The sequence below is a fragment of the Bacillus sp. BP-3 genome (genome assembly GCF_028401955.1).
Classification (GTDB): Bacteria; Bacillota; Bacilli; order Bacillales; family Bacillaceae_G; genus Bacillus_A.
This window is the reverse complement of the sequence record NZ_JAQOTJ010000020.1, coordinates 20,444-44,872: the sequence shown is the minus strand read 5'-3', so window position 1 is coordinate 44,872 and position 24,429 is coordinate 20,444. Positions and strand designations below refer to the sequence as shown.

Sequence of the window (24,429 nt, the reverse complement as noted above, 5' to 3'; positions counted from 1 at the left end):
AGCCAGTTGTACGTTTCGACAATGGACACATTGTGGATGTGTATAACTGGCTTTTTAGTTTATCTCGCTATTCGCGGGCAGTAGGACCCCCACCTCAAGATTTAGAGAAAAGCAAAGATGAAGGTGGGGACAACTGCCCGTAAAAGCCCGATTGGTTCAACTAATCATTTGTTCCTATCGTTTTTACTATTGACGAATATCAATCCACCAACGATCTTCCACATTCATATTTTCAGTGCCGCTAAACCCACTGTAATGGAAAGCATCAAGGAAGATTGAATTCAGTTTATCCTCATCTACAAAATAACCTAAGTTAACCTTCACCGTTTGTCCTGGTGGGATACTGCCAATATTGTAAAAGCTTTTTCCGTCTCCGTGAGGTTCTAGATAACCAACTTCGCTCGTCATAATACTTTTTTCGTCAATTCCATCTTCTTTAGCATAGTTCCATGCATTATTTTCAGGTTTAAGCACTTGTATGGATGGATGCATATAGATTTCTTGTGTCGCCTGTTTACTAATATTTTTCACTGTTGTTGTCAGGTAGACAAATTTAGGAGTAACTAATTTCGACTCTACTAATTTGTCAATTGAATCTTTACCATTTCCAACTTTATATACATCCCGTTTGTACGGTATCAATTTATTCGTCTGATCTAAAGCCTTATTATCGCTTAGAACTTCTAGTCCAAATTCATAAAAGTTCTCTTGTTTAAAATCTTTGATTGAATCAAAGACTTCAACTTTTTCTATAACATATTCAAGTTTGCTGTCATCTGTGCTGTTACCTGTGATGTTATGTATGGTTACTGGAACCATTTGACCTACGCTAAATAGTTGTTTGCTGTCTTTTTTCAAAGGAATAACGTTAGGTTTTGTTGGTTCTTTCGCTTTGCTAACATGATCTTTATCATAATCTGATATAAATGATGCCTGTTCCTTTGATGTGGGCTCAAGTGAAATGTTCGCTAAGACATCCATCATTTGTTCTTCACTTACATCGGCTCCAATATAACTATCTAACATAATCCCCTCCTCCTCAAAAAGAAGAAAGACCTGTCTGTTAAACATTAAATGTTTGTTTCCAGTGTCTTTATTGACAATCACTGCTTTTCTACCATTTATCTCTTTTTCTTCGTAGTTGTTTGCGTACAGCGTTTGAAAATCTGAATTTTTTCCTAATCTGCAAAGACTGAATGAAAACCCACCCTTTGCGTAGTTATCTTTAAATGAATATTTCATAGCATCGTGCTTGTCTGCTTCCATATTTTCTGGTAATTTGCCGACTTTCAACTTATACCAACTTTCACTCTTTTTTGAGGCTTTATTTGTTACTGAAACCTTTACTTCATAATTTTGTTTTTTGACAATCATATCATGGATTTTTACTGCGCCAAAAACGGTTGTCGGCATGCCGATCAATAAGCAGGCAGCAGCGATTAAAAGACGATTCTTTTTACGCTTGGCCTGTGGTTGTCCACTTTTCATCTTAATTTCCTCCATAAACAATTTCTTTTTGTGCGTGTATGTATCTGAAAATTCATGTTGTTCATCTAGGTTATCAAAATCGTCTAAAGCGATTTTTTCAGCAAGGTCATACATTTCTTTGGAGTTCTTGGAATTCGCCATTTTGTATACCTCCTATCATATTTTGTACTCGCTTTCGAGCGCGTTCAAATTGCTTGCGGACATTGACCTCAGTTATCCCCATTAGATTTGAAATTTCCTGATAAGTTAAGTTATAGAAGACTTTGTACTTAAAAACCTGTCTGTTAGACTCATTTAACGCTTTTAGCAATGTATCAATTTGAGCCTCAGACATGAAACGCTGTTCCCACTCTTCAATATTTTCATCTGCTACTTCTGACGATTCTCTTTGATATTCTTCTAAGAACATTTCCTGTCGTTTATTTTTCCGGTAGCTATCAATCGCTTTGTTTTTCGCAATTCTCAAAATGTAGCGTTTAAGCTCTTGCGTGTTCAAGCTGTGGAGCTTTTCTAGATTCTGATAAAGAGTAATAAACGTCTCTTGAACTGTATCTTCAGCCTGCTGAATATTATTTAAGATAGAATAGGCTACATAATAAATTTTTTGTTCATACAACTCGTATAGCTCTTCCATCTTTTCATAATCCTTGTTTGTAACTTTCATGTAATCCCTCCTCTGATTCTATATAACGAATGGGGCGCTATACTTTGTGACACTTTCTTCAGGTATTCGAAAGCTATCCTACATAAGTAATAAAAATATCATTATTACAAATTTCTATTATGTGGAAAGCATGTAGTCGCAATAAAAATAAGGAAAATAAATAATGAAACGCATTGACATTCAGAAAATTTTGAATTAATATTTACTTATAAAGTGATAAGATCCATACGAGAAATAATCCTTCTCTACACCCGATCTTCGCTTTCTATTTTGCATATAGTTGAATAAAAAAACTGTCTAATATTATTGTACTTTAAGAGATTAAAGAACACTCGTAATTTGAAGCCAGTTGTACGTTTCGACAATGGATACATTGTGGATGCGTATGACTGGCTTTTTAGTTTATCCTGCTATTTAAGATCCCCACCTAAAGATTCAGGGAGAAGCAAAGAAGAAGTTGGGACAACTGCCCGTAAAGGCCCGATTGGTTCAACTAACCCTTTTAGGAGAAAAACACTCCTAAAAGGGAAGTTTCACCTTACCTAAACTAAGGAGGAAGATGTAGATGATTACGGAACAAGAAATGAAAATGAAATTTGCGAAGAAATATGAGGGGTATGAAATTATGCCTCATCCAGAACATAAACGTTTGTATCATATTGCGTTAGATCAACAATTGCTTGGGCAATTTTTCGAAGAGGCAAAAGAATATTCTGAGCAGTTATTACAATATATTCCTTATTCCCGCTTTAATCTTGCTGATCAAATGAAAAAGATCTTTGGAGCATCTTTTATGGAAAATGTGCGCGGGATTATTCATGACCGCGAAACGGGCGGATTTACAATTGGTGTACAAGGTGAAACAACAGCGGCAGAAGACTATGTGAAATTTGCGACGGCATTAACGCATTTAATTGGTACGCCTAACTTTGATGCGATGACAGGGACGTATTATGCTAGATTTAACGTAAAAGATACAGACAGCAGTGATTCTTATCTGCGTCAAGCGTATCGCTTATTCACTCTTCATACGGATGGAACATTTGTTGATGAACCGACAGATTGGCTGCTTATGATGAAGATCGAAGAACAGAATGCGGTAGGCGGCGAATCCCGTTTACTTCATTTAGATGACTGGGAAGAACTTGATAAGTTCCGAAATCATTCACTAGCATCTGTCAAAATCACATACAAAGCACCTCCAAGTAAAAATGCACAAGAAATCGTGCACCGTGAAACGTTTTTTGATGTGAATAATGCACCGTGTATCTGCTTTATCGATCAATTTGCTTACCCTGATAATATTGAACAAGCAAACTATTTGAAAGATCTATCACACTCTGTTGAAAACTCTCCAGCAACGCATGCATTAAAATTACCAGTCGGTGATTTAGTTCTATTAAATAATCTATTTTGGATGCACGGGCGGGCTCCTTTTGAGAAAAATAAAGATTTATATCGAGAGCTAATGCGCCAACGCGGCTGCTTTTCCAAATAATAATCAGTGCGGCGGGTCTTGAAACAAGACCTGCCTTTCATGATATACATAGATATTTTTTAGGAGGGGAAACAACATGTACGATTTTATTATTATCGGCGGAGGAATTGTCGGGCTTTCAACAGGGATGGCCTTAACGAAAAAATTCCCTCATGCCAAAATCGCAATCATTGAAAAAGAAAACGAACTGGCCCATCACCAAACGGGACATAATAGCGGTGTCATCCATTCCGGTATTTACTATAAACCAGGCAGCTTCAAAGCAAAATTTGCAAAAGAAGGAAATGCTGCAATGGTTCAGTTCTGTAAAGAAAACGGAATCGCCTATGACATGTGCGGAAAGGTCATTGTCGCAACAGAAAAAGAAGAGATTCCGCTTCTGCAAAATCTCTATGAAAGAGGCCTGCAAAACGGCTTAGACATTGCAAAAATTAGTTCAGAAGAATTAGCTGAAATCGAGCCGCATGTTAAAGGATTAGGCGCAATTCGTGTTCCGTCTTGCGGCATCGCCGATTACAAAGGAGTCAGCCATACCTTTGCCCGCTTCATTGAGAAAAGCGGCGGAGAAGTGCACCTAGGCACAAAAGCAGAACAAATCTTTGAAAAAAAAGACGTCGTCACAATCGAAACAAACCAAGGCGTATTCGTAACGAAATTTCTCATTAATTGCGCTGGCCTACACAGTGATCGAATCGCCAAAAAAGCAGGAATCTTAACAGATATGAAAATCGTCCCGTTCCGCGGCGAATATTACGAACTCATCCCAGAACGACGCCATCTCGTAAAACACTTAATCTACCCAGTACCCAATCCGGACTTTCCGTTCTTAGGTGTGCATTTTACAAGAATGATAAACGGAGACGTACACGCAGGGCCCAACGCCGTCCTAAGCTTCAAGCGAGAAGGCTACACAAAAAAAGACTTTAACCTAAAAGACTTCATGGAAACAATGACCTACACTGGCTTCTGGAAAATGGCCATGCCAAACATGAAAGAAGGTATGAAAGAAATGATCCGTTCATTCAGCAAACAATCATTTCTCAAAAGCTTACAGCGCCTAATTCCAGAACTAACAGAAAAAGACATCGTCCCAACTCATGCGGGGGTAAGGGCACAAGCCATTCTCTCTAACGGAAACATGGTCGATGATTTCTGCATCATCCCAGGCATTAACTCCATGCATATTTGCAACGCCCCGTCCCCAGCTGCGACAGCTAGTTTGATAATTGGAGAGGCAATTGCGGAGCAAGTTCCAGATAGAGTGAGTCCGGCGGGATTATTTCGTGTGAAAGCTTAGTTAGGTAAGGCTATCCTTTTGGGATAGCTTTTTGGGTTTGGTGGAATTTATCGGAAGGGTCTTTATCGGGTATTAATTATAAAGTCTGTTTAATAATTTTACTTTCCAGCCAATGTATTAACACAACATAATAGAGGCATAAAAGGCAATTTCCTTAGTGAGTATTGGCTATTTTGTTTAAAAATGTAATAATGTATATATCTTAATATAAGGATTTTATATAGAAAGGAAAAAGCAATGAATTTCAATGTAGAACAACCGCAATCACTAAAGGAAATGCTTTGGTATGCATGGGTACTACTGGGTATTATATTTGTTGCAAGTACTTATATACCAGATAGTATTAGACCAATAATTAAAGGGGGTATTGTCCTAGTTATTTTAGGAATTATATTTTACATAGCCTATTAAACTTAGTTATTTTGGTAAAAGAGCGGAGGTGAGAAGATGGCAAAACGAAAGCAAGATGATTCCATATTAGGTTCTTTACTAGTTATGACAGTTGTCGCAATACTATGGAAACGTGAGTTTTGGATACCAATCGTAATGATATCAGCAGCTATTATATTGTTATATATTTATGTGAATGTTAAGAAGCTAAAAGAACGCAAGCAATCAAAAATCTATGATATTGATAAAATGAATGGTCATCAATTTGAAGAATACTTAGGTATTTTATTTCGAGAACTTGGTTATCAAACATAAATTACGAAGGCATATGGCGACTTTGGAGCGGATTTAATTTTACGAAAAAATAACAAAAAGATTATTGTGCAAGCAAAGCGTTATAAGAAGAATGTAGGAATTAGTTCTGTTCAAGAAATTGTTGGTGCAAAAGAACTTTATAAAGCAGATCAAATGCGGGTTGTTACGAACAGCAATTTTATAGCCGCAGCACGCAAATTAGCTACTGCGAATCGCGTAGTACTAATAGATCGCGAGAGATTAATTAAGCTAAGCACGCAGGTCAATCAAAGAAAAGCTAAAGCAACTGTGTAAATATAAGATGTTAGTAAAAAGCACTCTCATGAGTGTTTCTTTGCTTTGGCATGAAATATTAGGAGCATTTTTGGATGAAAGATTTATCAAATTTCGAAAAACATTCAAATGGTACTTAAGGAGCCTAGAATTCATTCCGTACTTTGGAAGGAAATCGAATCATTGAAAATGTGCTATTTCTACGTAAGAATGAAGTTACTTTAAAAATATCCAATTTTAATACAATGTCTACTAGAGAGAGTATGCTAGCTCACATTAGACAAATAGATTCGATTTTAAAGATAAAAGAAGAAGCTCTGGGTAAAGCCATCCGGTTTACTTGCCCAATATGTTTTAAATTAGCAAGAGGGGAAGAGATTAGCCTATCTTAGTGGCTAACCGCTTTTTTTTAATCATTGCTATATAAATCTAAATTAAAAAACTGACATAAAATCATTCTTTTTAGATGCTCTCGACCATCAAGCTAAAGTTTTAATGTACCCTAAAAATGAAAATTTTCTTTCACTACAGTTAATTACTTTGAGAAGTCAGCGGATTTTTTCATTTTAGGGGGATTTTGTTTTGTTAGCTTGATAGTGATGGAGTACAGCCAACATTTCGAGGATTTTGTATGATAAGCGAATTTTAACTTAAAAAGTCAAATTCCTGTACGTTAAGTGACTTTTCATTCATATAATCCGTATTATTTGAAGTTAATAAAGTATGTTACACTCTCTTCTTTAAGAACGTTTCCATAATATCCTTCTTGAATCTTTCATAATCAAATTGAAAAGCTACATTATGTGTTTTATAGCCTGGATTAGTAACAAAACGAAAGTCTGCAATGCTTTGACCAAATCCTTCCCCTTGATCAGGAATAACTTTAATGGGTACTTTTGAAAGGCTAACAGCCTCTTGATTCAGCAAATACCACACTGTTACAAAGTCATGCATAGGGCTTCCGCTTATACCAGGAGTAGACTTGGAGTAGAAATTATAATAATAGTCTAACATAGGTTTGATGATGAGTCCTGCGAGGTCCTGTGTATTCCGATGAAATGCATCGATTTTCTGGACCATTTCGGGTGTAACAATCGCATGTTGAGTTACATTTAACGGAATAATTGTTAAGTTCTTCGCATGCTGCAGAATTAAGTTTGCTGCATAGGGGTCTGCGTAAAAGTTAGCTTCAGCCACGGCAGTCACGTTACCTGGATAGAAAAAAGCTCCGCCCATGCAAATGTATTCTCTTACGTTTCGCATTGTTTCTAAATTCAATACAAAGGTCGTAGCTAGCGAAGAAAGTCTTCCCAAATTGATAATTGTAAGGTCTTCTAAATTTGAAAGTATAATTTGATAAATGTCATTTAAAGGATAAACTGGATAAGAAATTTCAGGGGGAATGATAGGTCCTAATCCGAATTTTCCATGTACCTCAGGGAAATACTGAACCAATATACCTGTCAACGGTACAGAAGCACCAAGGAATACAGGTATCTCTTTTCTTCCCGCTATGTACTTCAAATAGTTAATATTTCTTATTACATTTTCTCTTGATACATTTCCATAATCGGCTACAATCCCTACAAGTTGAATATCTTTACGAAAAAAGGTATACAGCATTGCAAATGCATCATCAATTCCTAAATCTGTAAACAGGAGAACCTTTTTTTGCATATGTATTCCTCCAAAATTTATAGAATCCTACTTTCACTAATGATGTAGTGATTAGACTAAGCTTGTACGTATATATTTTATGTATTCCTAAAGAGTGAATTCTATTCATTTGAAGTAGCTTTGCTCATCTAAATTTGATACTATGTTCAGGCGTAAAATACATAAGGGGGATTAGAAATATGGAAAGACCCGTTGTTATTGAGGCGTATACAACGGATTGTGCACTACAATTTAAAGAAGAACGAAAGCTTCTAAAAGGTATAATGGGAGATACGGCTATTACAATTGAACATATTGGAAGTACATCTGTTGAAGGATTAGAAGCTAAACCAATATTAGATATTATGATTGGAGTTCATAATTTAAAAGAAGTAGATGTGTTTATGGAACCTTAAAAAAAGATTGCATATGAATATGTATTTTATAAAGAGCTTCCAAACAGAAGTTTTTTTAGAAAGGGATTATGGAGAGCGGGAACACATCATTTGCACGTTTATGAACTAGGGAGTGAAGAATGAAACAGTAATATCTTATTTAGAGATTATCTAAAAAAACATCCTGATACACTCCAACAGTATTATCAATTAAAACAAAAATTAGCTGAATTATTATAAATAACTTATGTGGATTAGATGATATTATAAAAATTGTACCTATACAAGAATCAAAATATACTGAGTCTGATAGCATCTATAACATAAAGAGAGAAAATAAAAAGACAGCGCACGCAAACTTGCTAGCGCGAATCGCGTGGTACTAATAGATCGCGAGAGATTAATTCAATTAAGCACGCGGGTTAATCAAAGAAAAGTTAAAGCAACCGTGTAAATATAAGATTTTAGTAAAAAGCACTCTCGTGAGTGTTTTTTTACTTTAGCTAGGAGGATTATTGTGGTTGACTTTCCCCTTACGGTAAGCTGTATAAAGGAATAGAACAAAGCTCCATATAAAAATATGAAAAATGGAGGTAGCCTCTTGCTATCAATTGGAGAATTTTCAAAGATATGCGAAGTATTCTGTTGTCAATATCTCGTAAACTATTTGTTTATTATTTAAATTGAACATACAGAATGATCATGTAAAGTAACATCTTTAGAAGAAAAGAACGTAAGTTCGTGTTTATCATAAGCGAACTTACGTTCTTTCAAAAGCGTTAATTGTTTAGTAATAATAAAGATCTTTTGTTTAAAGCTACAACTGTTTATTTCCTTATCGAGTTTCTGTATTATTCAGACATGTTTTAACACGTAAATAGTAGTAAACCAATAAACAACGTATTGTCCTATACCTAATATACCAATACTTAATAACGGAACAAGATTATTTTGAGAAAAGATAAAACAGATTAGTACAGTAACTGGAATAGCAAAGGTGTAGTATATGTACACATTACGGCAAGCCTTAAATGTTACCCACTGTTGTCCTTCATCCATTTCGCGAAACTCCTGTGGAACTATGCTCATTAATTTAATCTTATTTTTAGGATTTCTTCGGTTATAAAACTTTATAAATAAGGACCATCCAAACGTAAAAAATATTAAAATTCCAAAACATAATTTAGCCAGAAATACCTGTGTATTCATTAGAGACAGTAGCAAAAATGCAGTAATAAATACCAATAAATTCATAGGAAAAAATGGTGAACGTAAAACATGATTCAACATAAAGAATCAATCCTCCCTTTTTAAATAAAATACATCTTCTACGGAAACATTAAACGATTGGGCTATTTTTAATGCCATCGTAACCGATGGGGAATAGTCCCCTTTTTCAATTAATCCAATTGTTTGTCTCGTTACCCCAATTGCATCAGCTAAGTCTTGCTGAGTCCACCTAAAACGGGCGCGTAATTCTCGAACTCTATTTTCAAGCATTCAAACTTCCCTCTCTTATATTGATTGAATATCTTTATTGTAATAGATATGTTACGAAATGCAAATAATTATTTGCATTTTGTTATAAATAATTGCATGAATTAAACATAAATAATACCCTTCATAATTAGGACGGTATTATACTTCTGCAATAACAATTGTGTGCGAAGTCAATGAAAATTAAACCACCTGTGCCTAAAGGAATATAGGGAACGAATGGGTTAAGTGTTTTGATTTGGGGTCTCGTTTTTAAAGTTCATTTTATAAAAATAATTTCCTAAATACATTAAGGCAATTATTTTTTACAAAATGCAAAGGATTGTTGACATTATTAATCGCTTAATTTATTATAAGCGTAGTTAAATTATGGAAAGGACTAGTGGAATGCTAATTAATAGAGTCAGAGAAATGCGTGCACGCAACAGGTGGTCTCAGCAAGATTTGGCTAAAAAAATTGGGACCACAAGACAAAAGATTGGATTAATTGAGAAAGGTGATTATGCACCTTCCATAACGTTAGCCTTAAAAATTGCCAAGGCTTTTCAAGTCACAGTAGAAGAAGTTTTTTTCCTTGAATAAGGTCTCCTATTATTCCGATATTTTTATTTATTCTGCTAGTTACTTTTTTTATTTCTTTCCTGTATAACCCCTAGGACGAAAAGCAGCTATTTGCTGACGATTCGTAATTTAAATAAAGATTGTAAAGGAGGTGATGTAATGCTTGAATGGGCACAAGACCAAACGACTGTCTGGCAATTCATTGTAATTTTCGTTGTTGCTTTCGCTCCTTGGATGGATGTATCTATTGTAGTTCCTATCGGTGTGGCATGGGGACTTCCGCCGCTTGGAGTTGCAATAGTGGCTTTTACGGGTAACTTGCTTTTAGTTTTATTGCTAGGATTTTTCTTTAAGCAATTTTACGCATGGAGAGAAAAAAGGAGAAAAGCAAAAGGAATTACGGCTCCCTCCAAACAAGAAACAAGATCTAGAAAAATTTGGGATCGATACGGTATTCCAGGTCTAGCGCTTCTTGCGCCAATTTTTGTCGGCACTGATATTGCCGCTGTTTTGGCTTTAACATTTGGTTCCTCTCGGACACAAGTGATAAGTTGGATGACCGTTAGCTTAGCTGTTTGGACAACTATATTCACTATCGGTTCCATGTATGGCTTTAGTTATCTAAACATTATTTAATATGGAGGGGTGAATTTATGGAACATCGGCTTTCTTTGCCAGAAGAAATGGTTCTATTAGGGGCAAATCCTCTTCGTTTGAAGTATAGTTCATACACAGAAACATATAGCATTGGGTCTATATTCATTGATCTACTTTTAAAAAAGAAAATAGAGCTGGATACAAAGGGAAAAGTTATAGTTATCGATACCAATATAACTGGAGTTGATTATTTGGACCAAGTTATCCTTATTCTTGTTAAATCATTTAGAACGAGAAAATTAAAAGCCTGGATTAAGTATTTTCATTTCAAAAACCGGTTACGAGGAAAGATACACAATTCTATTCTTCAAGAACTGCAAAAAAAAGGGGCAATCACCTTGGGTTTAAAAGTTCCTTTTCTACCTCTACGAAAAATCACCGAGATTAATCAATCGCGAGAACAAGTTGTTAAACTGATTCATTCTCAGCTCATCTATAATAGAGTTCCTAATGAACAGACAGTTATTCTTTTATGTTTACTGAAAGAGACAGGATTATTAAAAGATTATTTTAATTCAAAAGAAAGAGTAGAAATAATGGACCGTATAAATGGGCAAAAAGACCAGCTTTCAATTGATATAAATTCTATTCAACGGATTGAAAAAGCCATACAGGATATTACAGCTTGTCTTGCCTCTTTAGGTGGTGCACTAGTGACTCCTTAGACGGTAATTATTCTTTAATTAAATAGTGAAGGGAGATACAAAATGAACTCACTAATTATCAATACAAATAATCTAACAAAGACCTACAAAAAAAATATAGTTGTAGATTCTTTACACATGAAAGTCAGTCAAGGTGAGATTTACGGATTTTTAGGTCCGAACGGGGCTGGGAAAACTACGACTATCCGTATGTTGCTTGGTCTTATTCGCCCTACTAAGGGCGATGTGAAGATATTTGATCAGGATCTAAAGAAGGATCGTTTGTCAATTTTAGGGAAAGTTGGATCTCTTGTTGAAACACCGACCTACTACGGTCATCTCAGCGGCTATGAAAATTTAGAAGCTGCCAGGCGACTGCTAAGAATAGATAATGCAGATAGAGTAAAGGAGGTACTCAAAATTGTCCAGCTAGAAGGTGCCAAGGATAAAAAGGTTAAGAATTATTCCCTAGGAATGAAACAAAGGTTGGGTATTGCAACCGCTTTGTTAAATCGCCCACAGCTTTTAATTCTAGATGAACCAACCAACGGTCTTGACCCCGCTGGTATTCATGAAATACGTGAACTTATTAAAGAAATGCCTGCAAAGTTTGGAATGACCGTTTTGGTTTCAAGCCATTTACTTAGTGAAATAGAGTTGATGGCAACTCAGGTGGGGATTATTCAAAACGGGAAGATGCTTTTTCAAGATTCTATTGAGGTTCTAAGGAAAGAAAGTGAACCTAAAATTAAAATAAAAGTCGATAAGCCTTTGGAAGCAGCTAGTTCTCTTAACCATAAAGGCATTGAGGCAAATTTTGAAGAGGAAGAAGGGACTGTGTATATTCAAGAATCTTCACCATCTATAGCCGGGGAAGCCAACAAGGTACTAGTAGAGGCTGGATTTACAGTCTCCCGCCTGGAAGGTATGAAAAAGTCACTTGAAGATATCTTCTTAGATCTTACAGGGAAAGGACAGAGCTTATAATGGGACCGATATTCTCGTCCGATTTAGTTAAAATAAAACGTTCATGGTTTTGGGGACTTGTCCTATTTTTCCCTGCTGTATTAGTAGGAGGGGTAACTCTGCTGCTTTTGCTGAATGCTGGTGATATACAGCAGGAGGTCTCAGAAGGTAGGAGTTATAACATTTGGGGTACCATATGGATGATTACATTTTACGGCAACTATTTTATTATCCACCTTTCCGTTACAATTTTATGCTCATGCATTGCTAATCTAGAGCACCAGGCAAGATCGTGGAAACTTATCTTTTCTATGCCAATATCCAAGACCCAATACTATTGGACGCGCTACATGTGGATATGCCTTGGTGTGCTACTTTCGGGCTTATTTTTAATGGTTGCGATGTGCCTTTCTGGATTTTTATTTGGGGGGAGCGCTACATTCAATGCCTCCAGAATCTTTTATTTTACAATGTTTCCATATCTGACTTCTTTTGCTCTTATTGGGCTTCAGCTATGGATGTCCATGGTATTAAATAATCAGGCGATACCGATGATGATGGGAGGAGTAGGAATAGCCTTGGGGCTATTTTTGATTCAGCTGCCGGGGGTTACACAATATCTTCCGTGGGTCCTGCCATACCAAATAACATTTTCAAATGAAAATATCATTACTGATTTTTCTAGTATCGTTAATTCCCCTGATTACCAGTGGGAATGGGTTTGGATTAGCGTTGGCGTGGGCTTATTTTTCACTATCATTGGATCGATACATTTTTCCAGTAGAGAAGTAGATTAGGAGGAAGAGTATGTTTAAAGATGTATTATGGAATGATTTGCTGAAGCTGAGGAACTATATGCCAATTTGGCTGATTATTTTGATAACACCCCTGTTTCTTACTGTTATTGGAGTGGCCAACTATGTTACTCATATCCATGTTTTTGAAGAGAATGGAATGGTAGGATGGACGGGAGCGTGGACCCAAGTCGAGTTTTTGTACGGAACCGTTCTTTGTCCGCTACTTTCAAGTGTGTATCTGGCGATACTCTGCCGTTTTGAACATGCAAATGGGGGGTGGAAGCAGCTTTTGTTCTATCCTATTCCAAAAGTATACTTTTATCTATCAAAGATGATATGGGGCTGGCTGTTGGTGGGAATGACAAATGTTATGATGTTTTTGTATTTCCTTATATTAGGGAAAGTGATGGGGGTGACAGGAACATTTCCATATTTCGAATTTCTAGGCCTGTTTCTAAATGGATGGTTGTCCATTCTGCCTCTTATAGCCCTTCAAACCTGGCTGGCGATACAATGGCAAAACTTTTCTCTTCCAATTGCCTTGAACTTTGCTTTTATAATTCCGAATATCTTTGTGACAGGTTCAAAGTATGGAAGATATTATCCTTGGTCGCAGCCTGCTTATGCTATGACACCGGAAAATCAACTTGGATTTACACACACAACCCAAGCTTTGTACTTAGCAGTAATAGGTGGTTTTCTCTTGTTTAGTTTAGCCGGAGTCTGGAATTTCATGCGTACTGAAATGAAATAAATACCTATTCAAAATAAGGAGGGAATTATAGTGAAAAAAGGCACCATTATTGCCATTATGGCGGTAGCAGTAGTTGTTTTAGCTATCTTATTCTTTTTTGGACCTTTAGGAGAAATGTTTGTATAACAGGATGGCACGCACATTTCGAAAAATGTACGTGCCATCCTGTTTTATAAAAAAGTTTAATTAAAAAAGAAAAATATCGCAATTTCATTTAAAATATTACGTCTTTTTACAAATAGCGTAACTTTATTTTAAAGCTACACAATTTGTATTTAATAATAAATAGTATTTAGATACGGTATATATCAACAATGAATTACTATTAAATAGTAGATTCTATATTTAAATCTTTTATTTTAATACCACGAACATGCAGTTCCCTTAATATTTTTAAATATTGATATAAAAGCTTTTGATGTTTCTCTTTTATTTCTTTTATCTCCTGCACATTTATTTGCAAACGCGTTTGTTCTTGCTCTAATTTTCTTTTCAACTTTTCATTCTTATTTTCGACTATGGATAATTTATACGTGAGTTCATCAATTTGTAGTTGTGGATTATTATTATCAACACAAACTACATCATTTGGTTTTAAGGAAAGTTTTTTACACTGTTTCCAATTAACGTCCCAAATACCACGTATATGTTTTTTATACAAAACAGCTCTACTTAAATTAGTTACTTCCACTAACTTTTGAGCAGTGATTTTACTGTTTACTCCTTCGGTATCTTTAATAAATTCAACAGCCCATGCCACAGCTTCTATAGTTTGTTGTCTAGCTTTTTCTTGTATCGCTTTTAATCCCTCATTTAATGTCAATTTTATTCCCACCTATAACGTTCTTTTTTATTATTTATTTGCTTATTGATAGTTTCTTGTTTAAATTTTTCAATACCTATTTCACAAATATTTATAATACGCTCTAAGTAGCTTACATTACGAATAGCGTTCTCAAGGTGCGCCACACGTTTTTTATTACTCCCGATTCTTTCAACCATTTCTCTCCAATAGCTATATTCTTTTTTATAATCATCAAGGTACTCAATTTTAGGAACAAACCAATCACATGCATAGCATTCAAAATGGATAGAGGTCCCTTTAGGGTTGCAGCCCGATATATCACTACAAATTCCTACTCCTTTTTTTCCATTTGCTTCCCATGTTAAATATTTACGCGAATCCTTTTCTAGCTGTGACTGTGTACGCTCGTCTAAATTAATTATTTTCCCTCTAAAAGATACTGGGCTTTCCTTTTCATTTCTTAAATTCTCCATATTTAAATGAATTTCTTTATGCTTTTCTACTAACTGATGTACATAATATTTTGTCATTTTTTCATTCTTGTGGCCAGTTAGTTTTCTAACTTGTTCTGCTGTGTATCCCACCACATATAATCTATCCGTTACCGCGTTATGTCGAAATTGGTGAGTCGTAGGAATAAAAAGGTTATTATTCTTATCTCTAATATCTAATGCAACAGCTAATTGCTCAAGTAAATTGTTTACCTTTGACTGTGTCCAAAAAGTTAAATTTTTTTGGTCGTTGATACGAATATTAATATTTTTATTTTCAAAAGAGAAAGTCCAGTGTTTTACGATAAATAGTAAATCTGTATACTCTTTGTTCTTAAATTCATATTTAGTATTTGATAATAAAGCTTCTGTTTGCATTTGAAGTTCGCGTATTAAATCCATTACATATTTGCCATGGCCAGTGTAAATGACGGGGATAGCTTTGATTTCAGGCCGATTATAACCGCCAGTTTGCTTGAAAGTAGGAATGAGAATGGTATATTCACTATAAAAACTTTTTATACATTCTCTTTTCATACTAAGAATCTCAGTTATTCGATTTGGAAAAGAACGTAAAAGCCAATACAATGTTCGAAACTCTAAAGGAATGGCAGTGTTTGTTTTCATAACAGAATCCCATTTTCCAATGACTTCCTGAGGAATATAACGTTCTTTAGGTTGACCTTTTTTCTCTGGAAATGGATTACGTTTTTTAGTTGGATTTATATCTGGTAGCTCTGGAAACTCATTTAATATAGAAAAAAATTTTCGGATAGCTAAATAACATGAACGTTTTACATTATTACTTAAAATGTTCATACGAAGCCAGTATTCATATTTATTTATTATTGAACGGTCTACAGTTTTAAGATCTACTTTGGAAAAGTTTAGTTCAAGAAAATTGAAAAATTTAATTAGATTTCTGCACAAAGTTCTGATATGACCAATAGAGTCAGATAAACTCAAGACAAAATATTTGACTAGTTCTCTGTATTTTTGTGGGGTACTTTTGAAATGCAATGTATACTCTGACAAATAACGTGTATCTCTTCTTTTTTTTAGGCAATTCCACGTATCATCATCAAAGGAAAAATCTCCGTATATCATAGTTTTTTGCTTCAATTGTTCTTTTATATTTTTGGAGTACGGTATACTTTCAAGAAGCGAAGTATCGATTCTTTTATTCATGTAGTTTCATCCTCTCTTTTATAAAAGATTCTAACTTCTTTATTGTATCTTCATATGTTTTTAGCAAATGATTTTCTGCTTGAAATTCCCTATACTCCCCATAGTTAGCATTACCTTGTTCACTATGATAAGTAGCTAAACGCTCAATATATTCTTTTTGTTCATTATATAGCTTTTTCCACATTGGTAATTTTTGAGGTCCTGTTAGCAAAAGAGAACAGCCCACACAGGACTTTTTTTTACATGGCCCAAAAGAAACATGTTTGAGGCAAGTACCATGTCCTTCCGGAGTTTCACGGGCACCTTGTAAAATCTCTTCTTTTAGTGCAGTTAACTCATCTTTGGTATATGCCTTAATAACCTCTGGTTGTATCTCATCAAATAAAGCTTCAAATAAAGTACGATCCAAGTGAGCAATTTTCATTTTATCAATATCATCATAATATTGAAGAGTGGTTCTTTCTGTTAAATGACCTAATATTTGCGATGTTTCTTGAATAGAAGCTCCTTCTGTGAGTAAACGTGTAGCGAGTGTTTTTCGGCATTGATGGTGCGAGTACACCCATAATTCCCCATCCGCGGTTTTAATTTTATTCCTTCGAATCAAGCGGTTTATAGGTGCCTCAATATCAGAACCAGTATACGCAATTACACGTTGAGCACTTTGATGTAATTTTCTTTTTGTACCAGTTAGACGTATAAAGATATAATTTGTATTCGCTTGCTGACGTAGAAATTCAGTATTGTCAATTTGTTTTTTTATATAATTAACAACAATGGGATCAAGAATAGGAATTTTATTATAATCATCTAGTCCTATCTTTCTTCTATAATGTAATATTTTATGAGGGATATATTTTAGATAAAAGATTTTTTCTTTTATCTCCCATTCTAAGCAATTCTTCTCTAGTTTTAACACTTCGGATATACGTAATCCGGTATTCATCATAATAAGCCAAGCGTGTTGAATATGTAATGGACATTCTTTAATTGCAGTTTGCAACTGTTTTACTATCTCATCTGGAATATAAGGTATATTTTCACTATCTATACGTGTATTAGGAAGTATTAGTTCACGAAAAGGATTAGTATAATGGTTATCTATTTTCTTTCTTTCTATTAACCAGTCTACAAATAAACGTGCTTCAGTCATAGATCCATTAATCGTGACCATTTTATATTTAACGTCACCACTGTTTTTCTTTTGGTTTTGAAGATGTGAAAAGATTTGTTGTACTTGATACTTATCTAGTTCTAACATAGAAAAAACATTAATATTATCAAGCTCTTTCATTGTATTAATAATACGCATTAAATTCCAAAAACGTTGTTGAATTTTTCTTGCCTTTTCTCCTTTTTCAAACCAATTATGTAAATAATCTTTTAATTCTTGTTTAATAAAAAAAGATATATTTTCAAAATTCAGTTTTATAATACGTGGAACTTCAATATTTTTCTCTACTAACTTCCACACATCATCTTTAGTATTTAACACGTTATTGTCCATATCATTCAATTGTTCTTCTCTTAGTTCATTAACTACAGTTAGAATAGGATCTCCGTATTTTTTGAATGGCTCTATATCACAAAAAATCCCACCATAAGGGCGAGTTGCATGATTTTTATCAGTCATATCTGACTGAAATGAATGAAGCCATAATTTGTGCCAAGTAATGGTATAACCAAATTCTATGATTTCATAACCACACTGTTTTAAGTAATTAATAAGAGGTACTTCATTTTCTGGAAGTAACAACTCAAAAAATATTGTCTGCCTTAAATTTGACCAAATCTGGCGGATAGCTTCTTTATTAAATTCTAAGAGCGCCTGTATAAGTTCTTGTCTAATTTTATTATAAAAATTATGATATGCTAATTCATATAATTCGATTACAGGACCTGACGTAAAAGATTGTAAACCTCGAATACTGGTATAAATACCTTTTATCGAAATTTCTTTTCCTAATTCATAATGGCACTTACACATTTGTTCAACAAAATAAGTAAATTCTTGTGATAGTTCTTGTGCAACAACTTGTCCAATAGCTTTTTTTAATTTAAATGAAGATGAATTCATCACATACCTATAAAGTTGATAATCTAGTTCTTTAAAAATTTGACGGAGCTTGTGAGATAGGATGGAAAAGTGTTCTAACGTTTTAATTTGTTTAATTGTTTTCCCTTTCGCACATTCATTTTCCAAAACATCAATAATATATTGAATATTAAGAATTTTAACGTTGTACATCTCTAATTCCAGATTCATTATATATCAATTCTCCTCTGGCATATCTTGATTTAATGTAATGCTATTAATTCTTTCTAAAATATGTCGTTTTTGTTTTAAAGTGTATCCTCGTTCATATACCTTAATTGTTTTTTCACTTCTCCATCCCATTTCATTATCAATATAGGTTTGTGTGATACCTAAATGGGGATGATCTCGCATGAGTTCGACTAATTGCTGTACTCTTGTACTACGTCCACTATGAGTACGAATTTCTTTTTTATTAATTCCAGCTTTTTCTCCTGCATTTTTCAAAATCCTAAGGAAGTTCCTGGTCTTCATAGGTTTTCCTTTAAAAATACCTTGATAATTTAAAAATAAATAAGAACTATATTCTATATCAACTAATCCTCGCTCATTTACTAGGTACTCCTGAATTAGATCACTTAGTTTATTATTTATAACAATTGTTCTTTCTTCTGTCTTCGCTTTGGCTTTATTTTCAATATTTGGTTCACGTACAACTTGTAATGTTTGTTCAATTGGATCAAAGTGTTCTAGCTTTAATCCTAAAATTTCACCAATACGCATACCAGTTTCTATACTTATTTGAAAAATAACTTTGTCCCGAACAGTAGGAAGGTACTTAGTAATTCTTTTAATTTCATCTTCTGTATACCATTTAAGATGTACATGTTTTTTTGTATATTTAATTCTTGCGAGTATCGTTTTTTCTGTATTAAAAGACCATACTTGACCGTACAATAGCTTTTTTTTCCAATGAACGTTAAAAGAAGAATTTTGTCTTTCTACCTTCGATCGGAGAGGACTTTGAGTTAATACCTGCTCATCTTCTAGCCAACCATAGAATTGCTTTATTGGGATAAGATTAGTTTGTATAGCTGTAAATGTTAAAGGAGCTTCAATGTTAATAATTTATTCTCTAAATCCCAATAGATATTTTACATACTCTTCAATGGTACCTTTGTTTTGAACCTCTCTAAAATCTATATTTTTACTTTTTAGGAAACGTAAATATTTCAATAGAGCGTATGCATAACGTTCCCCTGTTAAATAACTATTTAAGCTAACCAAATCTAACCAGAGGGATACCTCTGGAATTGGAATTCCGTCATTTGTAATTAAGTAACGTAATTCATTTTCCCCTTTAGCTATTTCTACAAGTAAGGTATCATTTTGGTTCATTATCATTCCTCCTAAGATAAAAATCTATATCTATCAGTTTCCTTATATAAAAAAATGTCAACGATATAGAATCGTTGACTTAATAGTAACAGAAAAGATCTACGCATAAGATGTGACGGTTCGGTAATAGAGAATAGTCATACAAAGTAATCACTCCTACAAATAAGAACGTTTGTTCCTATTGCACACGAACTTATGTTCTTGTGCGAAGAGTTTTTTCATAAAAAAGAGCTAAATCAAAGATTTAGCTCGATTAACAGATGATAAATATTTACTGGGTGTTTGCATGCATTTAAATGGTAATCTAGGGAAAGACGAATGATGGTACAGTGATAGATCAATATGAAATTGATTTTTTTGTCATGTATAGTGACAAGGTAGCAACTGTACAATTTGCACCGTAACAATATTGTACGTTTTTCTTATTCGTCAGCTGTAATAAGCATATCCGTGTTCCCATTCTTCTCAAGATGACATTCGCCCCAAGTACAGAGAGAATCTAGTATGGAATCTAAAGACGAACCGTAATCAGTTAAAGAATATTCTACTTTCGGTGGTACTTGGTTATATACTTTTCTTTGGATGACACCGTCTTCTTCTAGTTCGCGTAATTGTTGTGTTAACATTTTTTGTGTAATACCAGGCATTAAACGTTTTAACTCGCTCGTTCTCTTTGTGCCTTTCTTTAAATGACAAAGGATAACAACTTTCCATTTTCCACCGATAACTTCTAAAGTTGCCTCCACAGGAATATTGTATTTCTTCATATGAAAATCTCCTTTGATGAATTTAGCGATAAATAACTTAAAGGTTACTTTTAGGTACCTATAGCACTTTAAAGTACGTACTTTTTATTGCGTTGAATATGTTTCATAATAACATACGTAAGAGGTAAATGAGTAGTACGGTACTAAAAGGTTACTATGTTACTTTTTGGTACCTATATTACTTAAAAGTGCGTTCTTCATAAAAGAGATGAAATCATTCATAATAGCATTTATAAGCAATAAATATATTTTTGCAGAAGATAAAAGGGCCTTTTTATCATACTATTATGATTGGATTTCTTGTATTAAGGAGGAGTTCAATTGAATTCATATACAGTATCTTCTTCAGGTGTTCAAACAAATAGAAGAAGTGTGTTTGCGTTATTAGCGTTAGCAATTAGTGCATTCGGAATTGGTACAACTGAATTTATTAGTGTCGGTTTATTACCATCTATTTCGGAAGATTTACATGTTTCTGTTACAACAGCTGGTTTAACCGTTTCGTTATATGCGTTAGGGGTAGCTTTTGGAGCACCTGTTTTAACGTCGTTAACAGCTAGTATGTCGCGAAAGACATTATTAATGTGGATTATGTTTGTTTTTATTGTCGGTAATGGAATTGCGTCGGTCGCAACAAGTTTTACTGTATTACTTATTGCGAGGGTTGTATCTGCTTTCGCACATGGCGTTTTTATGTCGATAGGATCCACAATTGCAGCTGCACTTGTACCAGAGAATAAACGTGCTAGCGCAATTGCGTTTATGTTTACTGGTTTAACTGTTGCGACCATTACAGGAGTGCCAATTGGAACATTTATTGGTCAACAATTCGGCTGGAGAGCATCGTTTATGGCGATTGTGGTAATTGGAATCGTTGCCTTAATCGCAAACAGTATGCTAATTCCTTCTGATTTAAAAAAAGGCACGTCTGTATCATTTCGTGATCAATTTAAACTTATCACGAATGGAAGACTATTACTTGTTTTCATCATTACTGCATTAGGATATGGGGGGACATTCGTAACATTTACGTATTTATCTCCGTTATTACAAGAGGTAACAGGATTTAAAGCAAGTACCGTTACGATCATTTTGTTAGTGTATGGAATTGCAATTGCGATTGGAAATATGGTTGGTGGGAAGCTATCAAATCATAATCCAATTCGTGCATTATTTTATATGTTTTTCATTCAAGCAATTGTATTATTCGTACTGACATTTACAGCGCCATTTCAAGTAGCAGGGCTTATTACAATTATTCTTATGGGGCTATTCGCATTTATGAATGTTCCGGGATTACAAGTGTATGTCGTTATATTGGCTGAACGATTTGTACCGAGCGCTGTCGATGTTGCTTCAGCAATTAATATTGCAGCGTTTAACGCAGGAATTGCTCTTGGGGCTTATTTAGGTGGTATTGTAACGAACTCGTTAGGGTTAATTCATACAGCTTGGGTAGGCGGTATTATGGTAGGCGGCGCTGTTATTTTAACAGCTTGGAGTATGAAGTTAGAAAAAAGAGATCAAGTTAAATAAAGGAGAGAAAAGTATAATGAAAAATTTACAAAGTAAAACAGTATTGCATAATGGTGTAGAAATGCCTTGGTTCGGTTTAGGCGTATTTAAAGTAGAAGATGGACCAGAACTTGTAGAGGCTGTAAAGGTAGCGATTAAAGAAGGATACCGAAGTATTGATACAGCTGCAATTTATGGAAATGAAAAAGCAGTGGGTGAAGGCATCCGTGCAGGTATAAAAGAAGCTGGGATTTCGAGAGAAGATTTATTTATCACTTCAAAAGTGTGGAACGCAGATCAAGGATATGAAACAACAATCGCTGCATATGAAGAGAGCTTAAAAAAATTAGAGTTAGATTATTTAGATTTATACCTTGTTCACTGGCCTGTAGAAGGAAAATATAAAGATACGTGGAGAGCGTTAGAAACACTTTACAAAGAAGATCGCGTACGTGCAATTGGCGTAAGTAATTTCCAAATCCATCACTTGCAAGATGTAATGAAAGATGCAGAGATTAAGCCGATGATCAACCAAGTGGAATATCACCCGCGTTTAACACAAAAAGAACTACAAGCTTTCTGTAAAGAACAAGGTATTCAAATGGAAGCATGGTCACCGCTTATGCAAGGGCAATTATTAGAGAACGAAACATTACAAGAAATCGCTGATAAATATGGTAAAACAACAGCGCAAACTATTTTACGTTGGGATTTACAAAATGGAGTTATAACAATTCCAAAATCAACGAAAGAACACCGTATTATTGCAAATGCTGATGTATTTAACTTTGAATTAACAAAAGAAGATATGGAAAAAATCGATGCATTAAACGAAAATCACCGCGTTGGTCCAGATCCTGATAACTTCGATTTCTAATGAAAATGAGTAAAAAGAGTGCAATTTATGCACTCTTTTTTGTGTAGAAAAATATGTTCTAATTACATACAGGAGTACCGCACCATCGGTATCAAGTTAAGAAAGACCTTCTTATTCATGAATAATTCCTATACCTTTGCCGATTGTAATAAACGTGAAACACCATAAAAATGCGCCAATAGCAGCGGACAACATATAAGTTTTCAAATTCATTTTGCTAATTCCCGAAAGGTAACAGGTTATATGTCTGAAGCCTGGAATGAAATATCCAAAAATAAGAGAGTAGGATACATATTCTACCACGAATTTTTCAAATTTGATAATTCTTTTTTCCTTCAAACCGATCCATTTTCCATATTTCTCAATAACAGGACGCCCTGCCTTTCTGCCAATTATGTAACTGATCAGCATACCCGACAACGCTCCTGCAAAACTGACTAAAATGGCAAGCTCATAATTCAAGACATGAATATTCGTAAAGTAACCTACGATTGTCATCATGACTTCATCAGGGATTGGTAATCCGATAATTCCAAAAACAAGCATTAAAAAAATAGCGAGGTAACCATTGGTTCTTTGTCATAATACGAGAAACTGTTCGCTCACTTACCTTCACGCCGCCATAGCGTTGCTCAAATTCTAGGTGAGTCTGAAAAATCTTTTGTGATAACTTCTCGTGCTGTTTCTTCCTGTCACTTTTCGGTCGTTTTAACCATTTGAAATAACCACTTTTGGAAACTCCCAAAACGTCGCACATCTTCTCCACACGGAATTGGGAGCAATTTTTATGAATAAATTCATATTTTACCGAGGGCTTTTCGCGAAGTAGTGCATCTCCTTTTTTAAGTGAGATTAGACTGAGTGGTAGACACAGATTACGATTATATGAGAAAAAAGAATAGTGCGAAAAGAAAAATTGCTGCATAGCCATTAAACTGTTTAGTTTTCTAATAATCTTGAGGGGGCGATGTTATGAGGAGAGGAATTAGTTTTGAAGTTCCAAACGAATATGGAAGTTTGCTTGGAGAAGTGCTAAAGCCAATTGAAATTACTGCTTTTAGTTGGCGAATTGGCGATGGTGAGTCATATATAGTAGAAAATGACCAATTAGGTAAAGAACTTTTCTTAGAAGATAGAGATATGATTGACGGGGCTGAACTCAAAAATCTATTAGAAGGCAATGAATATTATATTATTTTCGCTGACTTACAAGCATATGTAAAAGGTGAATCCTCTGATATTAATACCTATGAAGAGTTTATTGGAAGCAAGTGTCACTTTGTTCTGTTAGTGGTTGATTGTAGTTATGTCACGATATATTGCAAAAATAAGAAAGACCTCGAATTATTATATAACAATGCAAGAGATTGTGGATGTAAGAATGTTGAATATATAACTGATGAAAATGATACAAGAACAAGGCTATCTGTTTGGTGATGTAAAAAGACCTTTGATTATGTAAAGGTCTTTTTACATCACCAATATTATTTTTAGGGAGAGA

The 24,429-nt window shown here is 34.5% G+C and carries 23 protein-coding genes and 2 pseudogenes; 13 read left to right on the top strand and 12 right to left on the bottom strand.

Going from position 1 to position 24,429, the window contains the following annotated elements; genetic code table 11:
• Positions 1–186: 186 nt before the first annotated feature.
• Both PLX19_RS22330 and PLX19_RS22325 read right to left on the bottom strand, forming a co-directional pair.
• Positions 187–1,629, bottom strand: coding sequence for a DUF4367 domain-containing protein (locus PLX19_RS22330; RefSeq protein WP_272191047.1), 1,443 nt, complete (start codon positions 1,627–1,629; stop codon positions 187–189).
• Entirely contained in the window at positions 1,595–2,152 is a 558-nt protein-coding gene (locus PLX19_RS22325; protein ID WP_272191046.1) for an RNA polymerase sigma factor, read from the bottom strand. The genes PLX19_RS22330 and PLX19_RS22325 overlap by 35 nt, the downstream gene beginning before the upstream one ends.
• A gap of 565 nt (positions 2,153–2,717) precedes the next feature.
• On the opposite strand from PLX19_RS22325, the gene glaH reads away from it, so the two are divergent.
• The 3 genes and pseudogenes from glaH (at position 2,718) to PLX19_RS22310 (ending at position 5,946) form a co-directional block, all read left to right on the top strand.
• A complete protein-coding gene (gene glaH / locus PLX19_RS22320) occupies positions 2,718–3,650 on the top strand; it encodes a glutarate dioxygenase GlaH (protein WP_272191044.1) in 933 nt (310 codons plus the stop codon).
• Between the two features lie 76 nt (positions 3,651–3,726).
• Positions 3,727–4,947, top strand: a complete 1,221-nt coding sequence (gene lhgO / locus PLX19_RS22315) for an L-2-hydroxyglutarate oxidase (RefSeq protein ID WP_272191042.1) — start codon at positions 3,727–3,729, stop codon at positions 4,945–4,947.
• Positions 4,948–5,394: 447 nt separating this feature from the next.
• Positions 5,395–5,946: pseudogene (locus PLX19_RS22310) on the top strand (restriction endonuclease).
• Between the two features lie 705 nt (positions 5,947–6,651).
• Here the strand turns inward: PLX19_RS22310 and PLX19_RS22305 are convergent.
• On the bottom strand, positions 6,652–7,602 hold the full coding sequence (locus PLX19_RS22305) for a nucleoside hydrolase (RefSeq protein WP_272191041.1): 951 nt from the start codon (positions 7,600–7,602) through the stop codon (positions 6,652–6,654).
• Between the two features lie 179 nt (positions 7,603–7,781).
• Between PLX19_RS22305 and PLX19_RS22300 the strand changes: the two are divergent.
• Positions 7,782–8,216 (top strand): annotated as a pseudogene (locus tag PLX19_RS22300) (GrpB family protein).
• Between the two features lie 615 nt (positions 8,217–8,831).
• Here the strand turns inward: PLX19_RS22300 and PLX19_RS26085 are convergent.
• Together PLX19_RS26085 and PLX19_RS22290 are read right to left on the bottom strand one after the other, a co-directional pair.
• The gene (locus PLX19_RS26085) at positions 8,832–9,266 is read right to left on the bottom strand and encodes a hypothetical protein (protein ID WP_334313779.1); all 435 of its coding nucleotides are present in this window, start codon (positions 9,264–9,266) and stop codon (positions 8,832–8,834) included.
• Between the two features lie 6 nt (positions 9,267–9,272).
• The gene (locus tag PLX19_RS22290; RefSeq protein WP_272191039.1) at positions 9,273–9,476 is read right to left on the bottom strand and encodes a helix-turn-helix transcriptional regulator; all 204 of its coding nucleotides are present in this window, start codon (positions 9,474–9,476) and stop codon (positions 9,273–9,275) included.
• Between the two features lie 384 nt (positions 9,477–9,860).
• Here PLX19_RS22290 and PLX19_RS22285 point away from each other — a divergent pair, with 384 nt between their 5' ends.
• The 6 genes from PLX19_RS22285 to PLX19_RS22260 all read left to right on the top strand — a co-directional run bounded on the left by PLX19_RS22285 (position 9,861) and on the right by PLX19_RS22260 (position 13,852).
• The gene (locus tag PLX19_RS22285; protein ID WP_272191061.1) at positions 9,861–10,055 is read left to right on the top strand and encodes a helix-turn-helix transcriptional regulator; all 195 of its coding nucleotides are present in this window, start codon (positions 9,861–9,863) and stop codon (positions 10,053–10,055) included.
• Between the two features lie 138 nt (positions 10,056–10,193).
• A complete protein-coding gene (locus tag PLX19_RS22280) occupies positions 10,194–10,670 on the top strand; it encodes a small multi-drug export protein (protein ID WP_272191038.1) in 477 nt (158 codons plus the stop codon).
• A 17-nt stretch (positions 10,671–10,687) separates the two neighbouring features.
• Positions 10,688–11,356 (top strand): GOLPH3/VPS74 family protein, encoded by a 669-nt coding sequence (locus PLX19_RS22275; RefSeq protein ID WP_272191037.1) that lies wholly within the window; start codon positions 10,688–10,690, stop codon positions 11,354–11,356.
• A gap of 42 nt (positions 11,357–11,398) precedes the next feature.
• Positions 11,399–12,322, top strand: a complete 924-nt coding sequence (locus PLX19_RS22270; protein ID WP_272191036.1) for an ABC transporter ATP-binding protein — start codon at positions 11,399–11,401, stop codon at positions 12,320–12,322.
• Complete coding sequence (locus PLX19_RS22265; protein ID WP_272191035.1) at positions 12,322–13,098, top strand: ABC transporter permease; 777 nt, start codon at positions 12,322–12,324, stop codon at positions 13,096–13,098. The genes PLX19_RS22270 and PLX19_RS22265 overlap by 1 nt, the downstream gene beginning before the upstream one ends.
• Positions 13,099–13,108: 10 nt before the next feature.
• Positions 13,109–13,852, top strand: a complete 744-nt coding sequence (locus PLX19_RS22260; protein WP_272191033.1) for an ABC transporter permease — start codon at positions 13,109–13,111, stop codon at positions 13,850–13,852.
• Positions 13,853–14,177: 325 nt separating this feature from the next.
• On the opposite strand, the gene PLX19_RS22255 is transcribed toward PLX19_RS22260, so the two are convergent.
• The 6 genes from PLX19_RS22255 to PLX19_RS22230 all read right to left on the bottom strand — a co-directional run bounded on the left by PLX19_RS22255 (position 14,178) and on the right by PLX19_RS22230 (position 20,536).
• Positions 14,178–14,675: a DUF6262 family protein gene (locus PLX19_RS22255; RefSeq protein WP_272191032.1), complete on the bottom strand. Its 498-nt coding sequence runs from the start codon at positions 14,673–14,675 to the stop codon at positions 14,178–14,180.
• Positions 14,676–14,677: 2 nt separating this feature from the next.
• On the bottom strand, positions 14,678–16,336 hold the full coding sequence (locus PLX19_RS22250) for a tyrosine-type recombinase/integrase (protein WP_272191031.1): 1,659 nt from the start codon (positions 16,334–16,336) through the stop codon (positions 14,678–14,680).
• The gene (locus tag PLX19_RS22245; protein ID WP_272191030.1) at positions 16,329–18,602 is read right to left on the bottom strand and encodes a tyrosine-type recombinase/integrase; all 2,274 of its coding nucleotides are present in this window, start codon (positions 18,600–18,602) and stop codon (positions 16,329–16,331) included. The genes PLX19_RS22250 and PLX19_RS22245 overlap by 8 nt, the downstream gene beginning before the upstream one ends.
• A 6-nt stretch (positions 18,603–18,608) precedes the next feature.
• Positions 18,609–19,328, bottom strand: coding sequence for a tyrosine-type recombinase/integrase (locus tag PLX19_RS22240; protein WP_272191029.1), 720 nt, complete (start codon positions 19,326–19,328; stop codon positions 18,609–18,611).
• Between the two features lie 171 nt (positions 19,329–19,499).
• A complete protein-coding gene (locus PLX19_RS22235) occupies positions 19,500–19,769 on the bottom strand; it encodes a hypothetical protein (RefSeq protein WP_272191028.1) in 270 nt (89 codons plus the stop codon).
• A gap of 422 nt (positions 19,770–20,191) precedes the next feature.
• Positions 20,192–20,536, bottom strand: a complete 345-nt coding sequence (locus tag PLX19_RS22230) for a winged helix-turn-helix transcriptional regulator (RefSeq protein WP_272191027.1) — start codon at positions 20,534–20,536, stop codon at positions 20,192–20,194.
• A gap of 321 nt (positions 20,537–20,857) precedes the next feature.
• On the opposite strand from PLX19_RS22230, the gene PLX19_RS22225 reads away from it, so the two are divergent.
• Both PLX19_RS22225 and PLX19_RS22220 read left to right on the top strand, forming a co-directional pair.
• The gene (locus PLX19_RS22225) at positions 20,858–22,072 is read left to right on the top strand and encodes an MFS transporter (protein WP_272191026.1); all 1,215 of its coding nucleotides are present in this window, start codon (positions 20,858–20,860) and stop codon (positions 22,070–22,072) included.
• A gap of 16 nt (positions 22,073–22,088) precedes the next feature.
• On the top strand, positions 22,089–22,928 hold the full coding sequence (locus tag PLX19_RS22220; RefSeq protein WP_429756103.1) for an aldo/keto reductase: 840 nt from the start codon (positions 22,089–22,091) through the stop codon (positions 22,926–22,928).
• 111 nt (positions 22,929–23,039) lie between these two features.
• On the opposite strand, the gene PLX19_RS22215 is transcribed toward PLX19_RS22220, so the two are convergent.
• Positions 23,040–23,474 carry a DedA family protein gene (locus PLX19_RS22215; RefSeq protein ID WP_272191025.1) on the bottom strand — a complete coding sequence of 145 codons (435 nt, stop codon included), beginning with the start codon at positions 23,472–23,474 and terminating at the stop codon, positions 23,040–23,042.
• Between the two features lie 426 nt (positions 23,475–23,900).
• Between PLX19_RS22215 and PLX19_RS22210 the strand changes: the two genes are divergently transcribed.
• Complete coding sequence (locus PLX19_RS22210) at positions 23,901–24,365, top strand: DUF2691 family protein (protein ID WP_272191024.1); 465 nt, start codon at positions 23,901–23,903, stop codon at positions 24,363–24,365.
• Positions 24,366–24,429: the final 64 nt, after the last annotated feature.

Coding starts and splice junctions, on each gene's coding strand:
- PLX19_RS22260 (WP_272191033.1), top strand. CDS start 13,109: ATGTTTAAAGATGTATTATGGAATGATTTGCTGAAGCTGAGGAACTAT.
- PLX19_RS22210 (WP_272191024.1), top strand. CDS start 23,901: ATGAGGAGAGGAATTAGTTTTGAAGTTCCAAACGAATATGGAAGTTTG.
- PLX19_RS22325 (WP_272191046.1), bottom strand. CDS start 2,152: ATGAAAGTTACAAACAAGGATTATGAAAAGATGGAAGAGCTATACGAG.
- PLX19_RS22290 (WP_272191039.1), bottom strand. CDS start 9,476: ATGCTTGAAAATAGAGTTCGAGAATTACGCGCCCGTTTTAGGTGGACT.
- PLX19_RS22250 (WP_272191031.1), bottom strand. CDS start 16,336: ATGAATAAAAGAATCGATACTTCGCTTCTTGAAAGTATACCGTACTCC.
- PLX19_RS22275 (WP_272191037.1), top strand. CDS start 10,688: ATGGAACATCGGCTTTCTTTGCCAGAAGAAATGGTTCTATTAGGGGCA.
- PLX19_RS22270 (WP_272191036.1), top strand. CDS start 11,399: ATGAACTCACTAATTATCAATACAAATAATCTAACAAAGACCTACAAA.
- PLX19_RS22230 (WP_272191027.1), bottom strand. CDS start 20,536: ATGAAGAAATACAATATTCCTGTGGAGGCAACTTTAGAAGTTATCGGT.
- PLX19_RS22280 (WP_272191038.1), top strand. CDS start 10,194: ATGCTTGAATGGGCACAAGACCAAACGACTGTCTGGCAATTCATTGTA.
- glaH (WP_272191044.1), top strand. CDS start 2,718: ATGATTACGGAACAAGAAATGAAAATGAAATTTGCGAAGAAATATGAG.
- PLX19_RS22245 (WP_272191030.1), bottom strand. CDS start 18,602: ATGAATCTGGAATTAGAGATGTACAACGTTAAAATTCTTAATATTCAA.
- lhgO (WP_272191042.1), top strand. CDS start 3,727: ATGTACGATTTTATTATTATCGGCGGAGGAATTGTCGGGCTTTCAACA.
- PLX19_RS22235 (WP_272191028.1), bottom strand. CDS start 19,769: ATGAACCAAAATGATACCTTACTTGTAGAAATAGCTAAAGGGGAAAAT.
- PLX19_RS26085 (WP_334313779.1), bottom strand. CDS start 9,266: ATGTTGAATCATGTTTTACGTTCACCATTTTTTCCTATGAATTTATTG.
- PLX19_RS22220 (WP_429756103.1), top strand. CDS start 22,089: ATGAAAAATTTACAAAGTAAAACAGTATTGCATAATGGTGTAGAAATG.
- PLX19_RS22305 (WP_272191041.1), bottom strand. CDS start 7,602: ATGCAAAAAAAGGTTCTCCTGTTTACAGATTTAGGAATTGATGATGCA.
- PLX19_RS22265 (WP_272191035.1), top strand. CDS start 12,322: ATGGGACCGATATTCTCGTCCGATTTAGTTAAAATAAAACGTTCATGG.
- PLX19_RS22215 (WP_272191025.1), bottom strand. CDS start 23,474: ATGCTTGTTTTTGGAATTATCGGATTACCAATCCCTGATGAAGTCATG.
- PLX19_RS22285 (WP_272191061.1), top strand. CDS start 9,861: ATGCTAATTAATAGAGTCAGAGAAATGCGTGCACGCAACAGGTGGTCT.
- PLX19_RS22330 (WP_272191047.1), bottom strand. CDS start 1,629: ATGGCGAATTCCAAGAACTCCAAAGAAATGTATGACCTTGCTGAAAAA.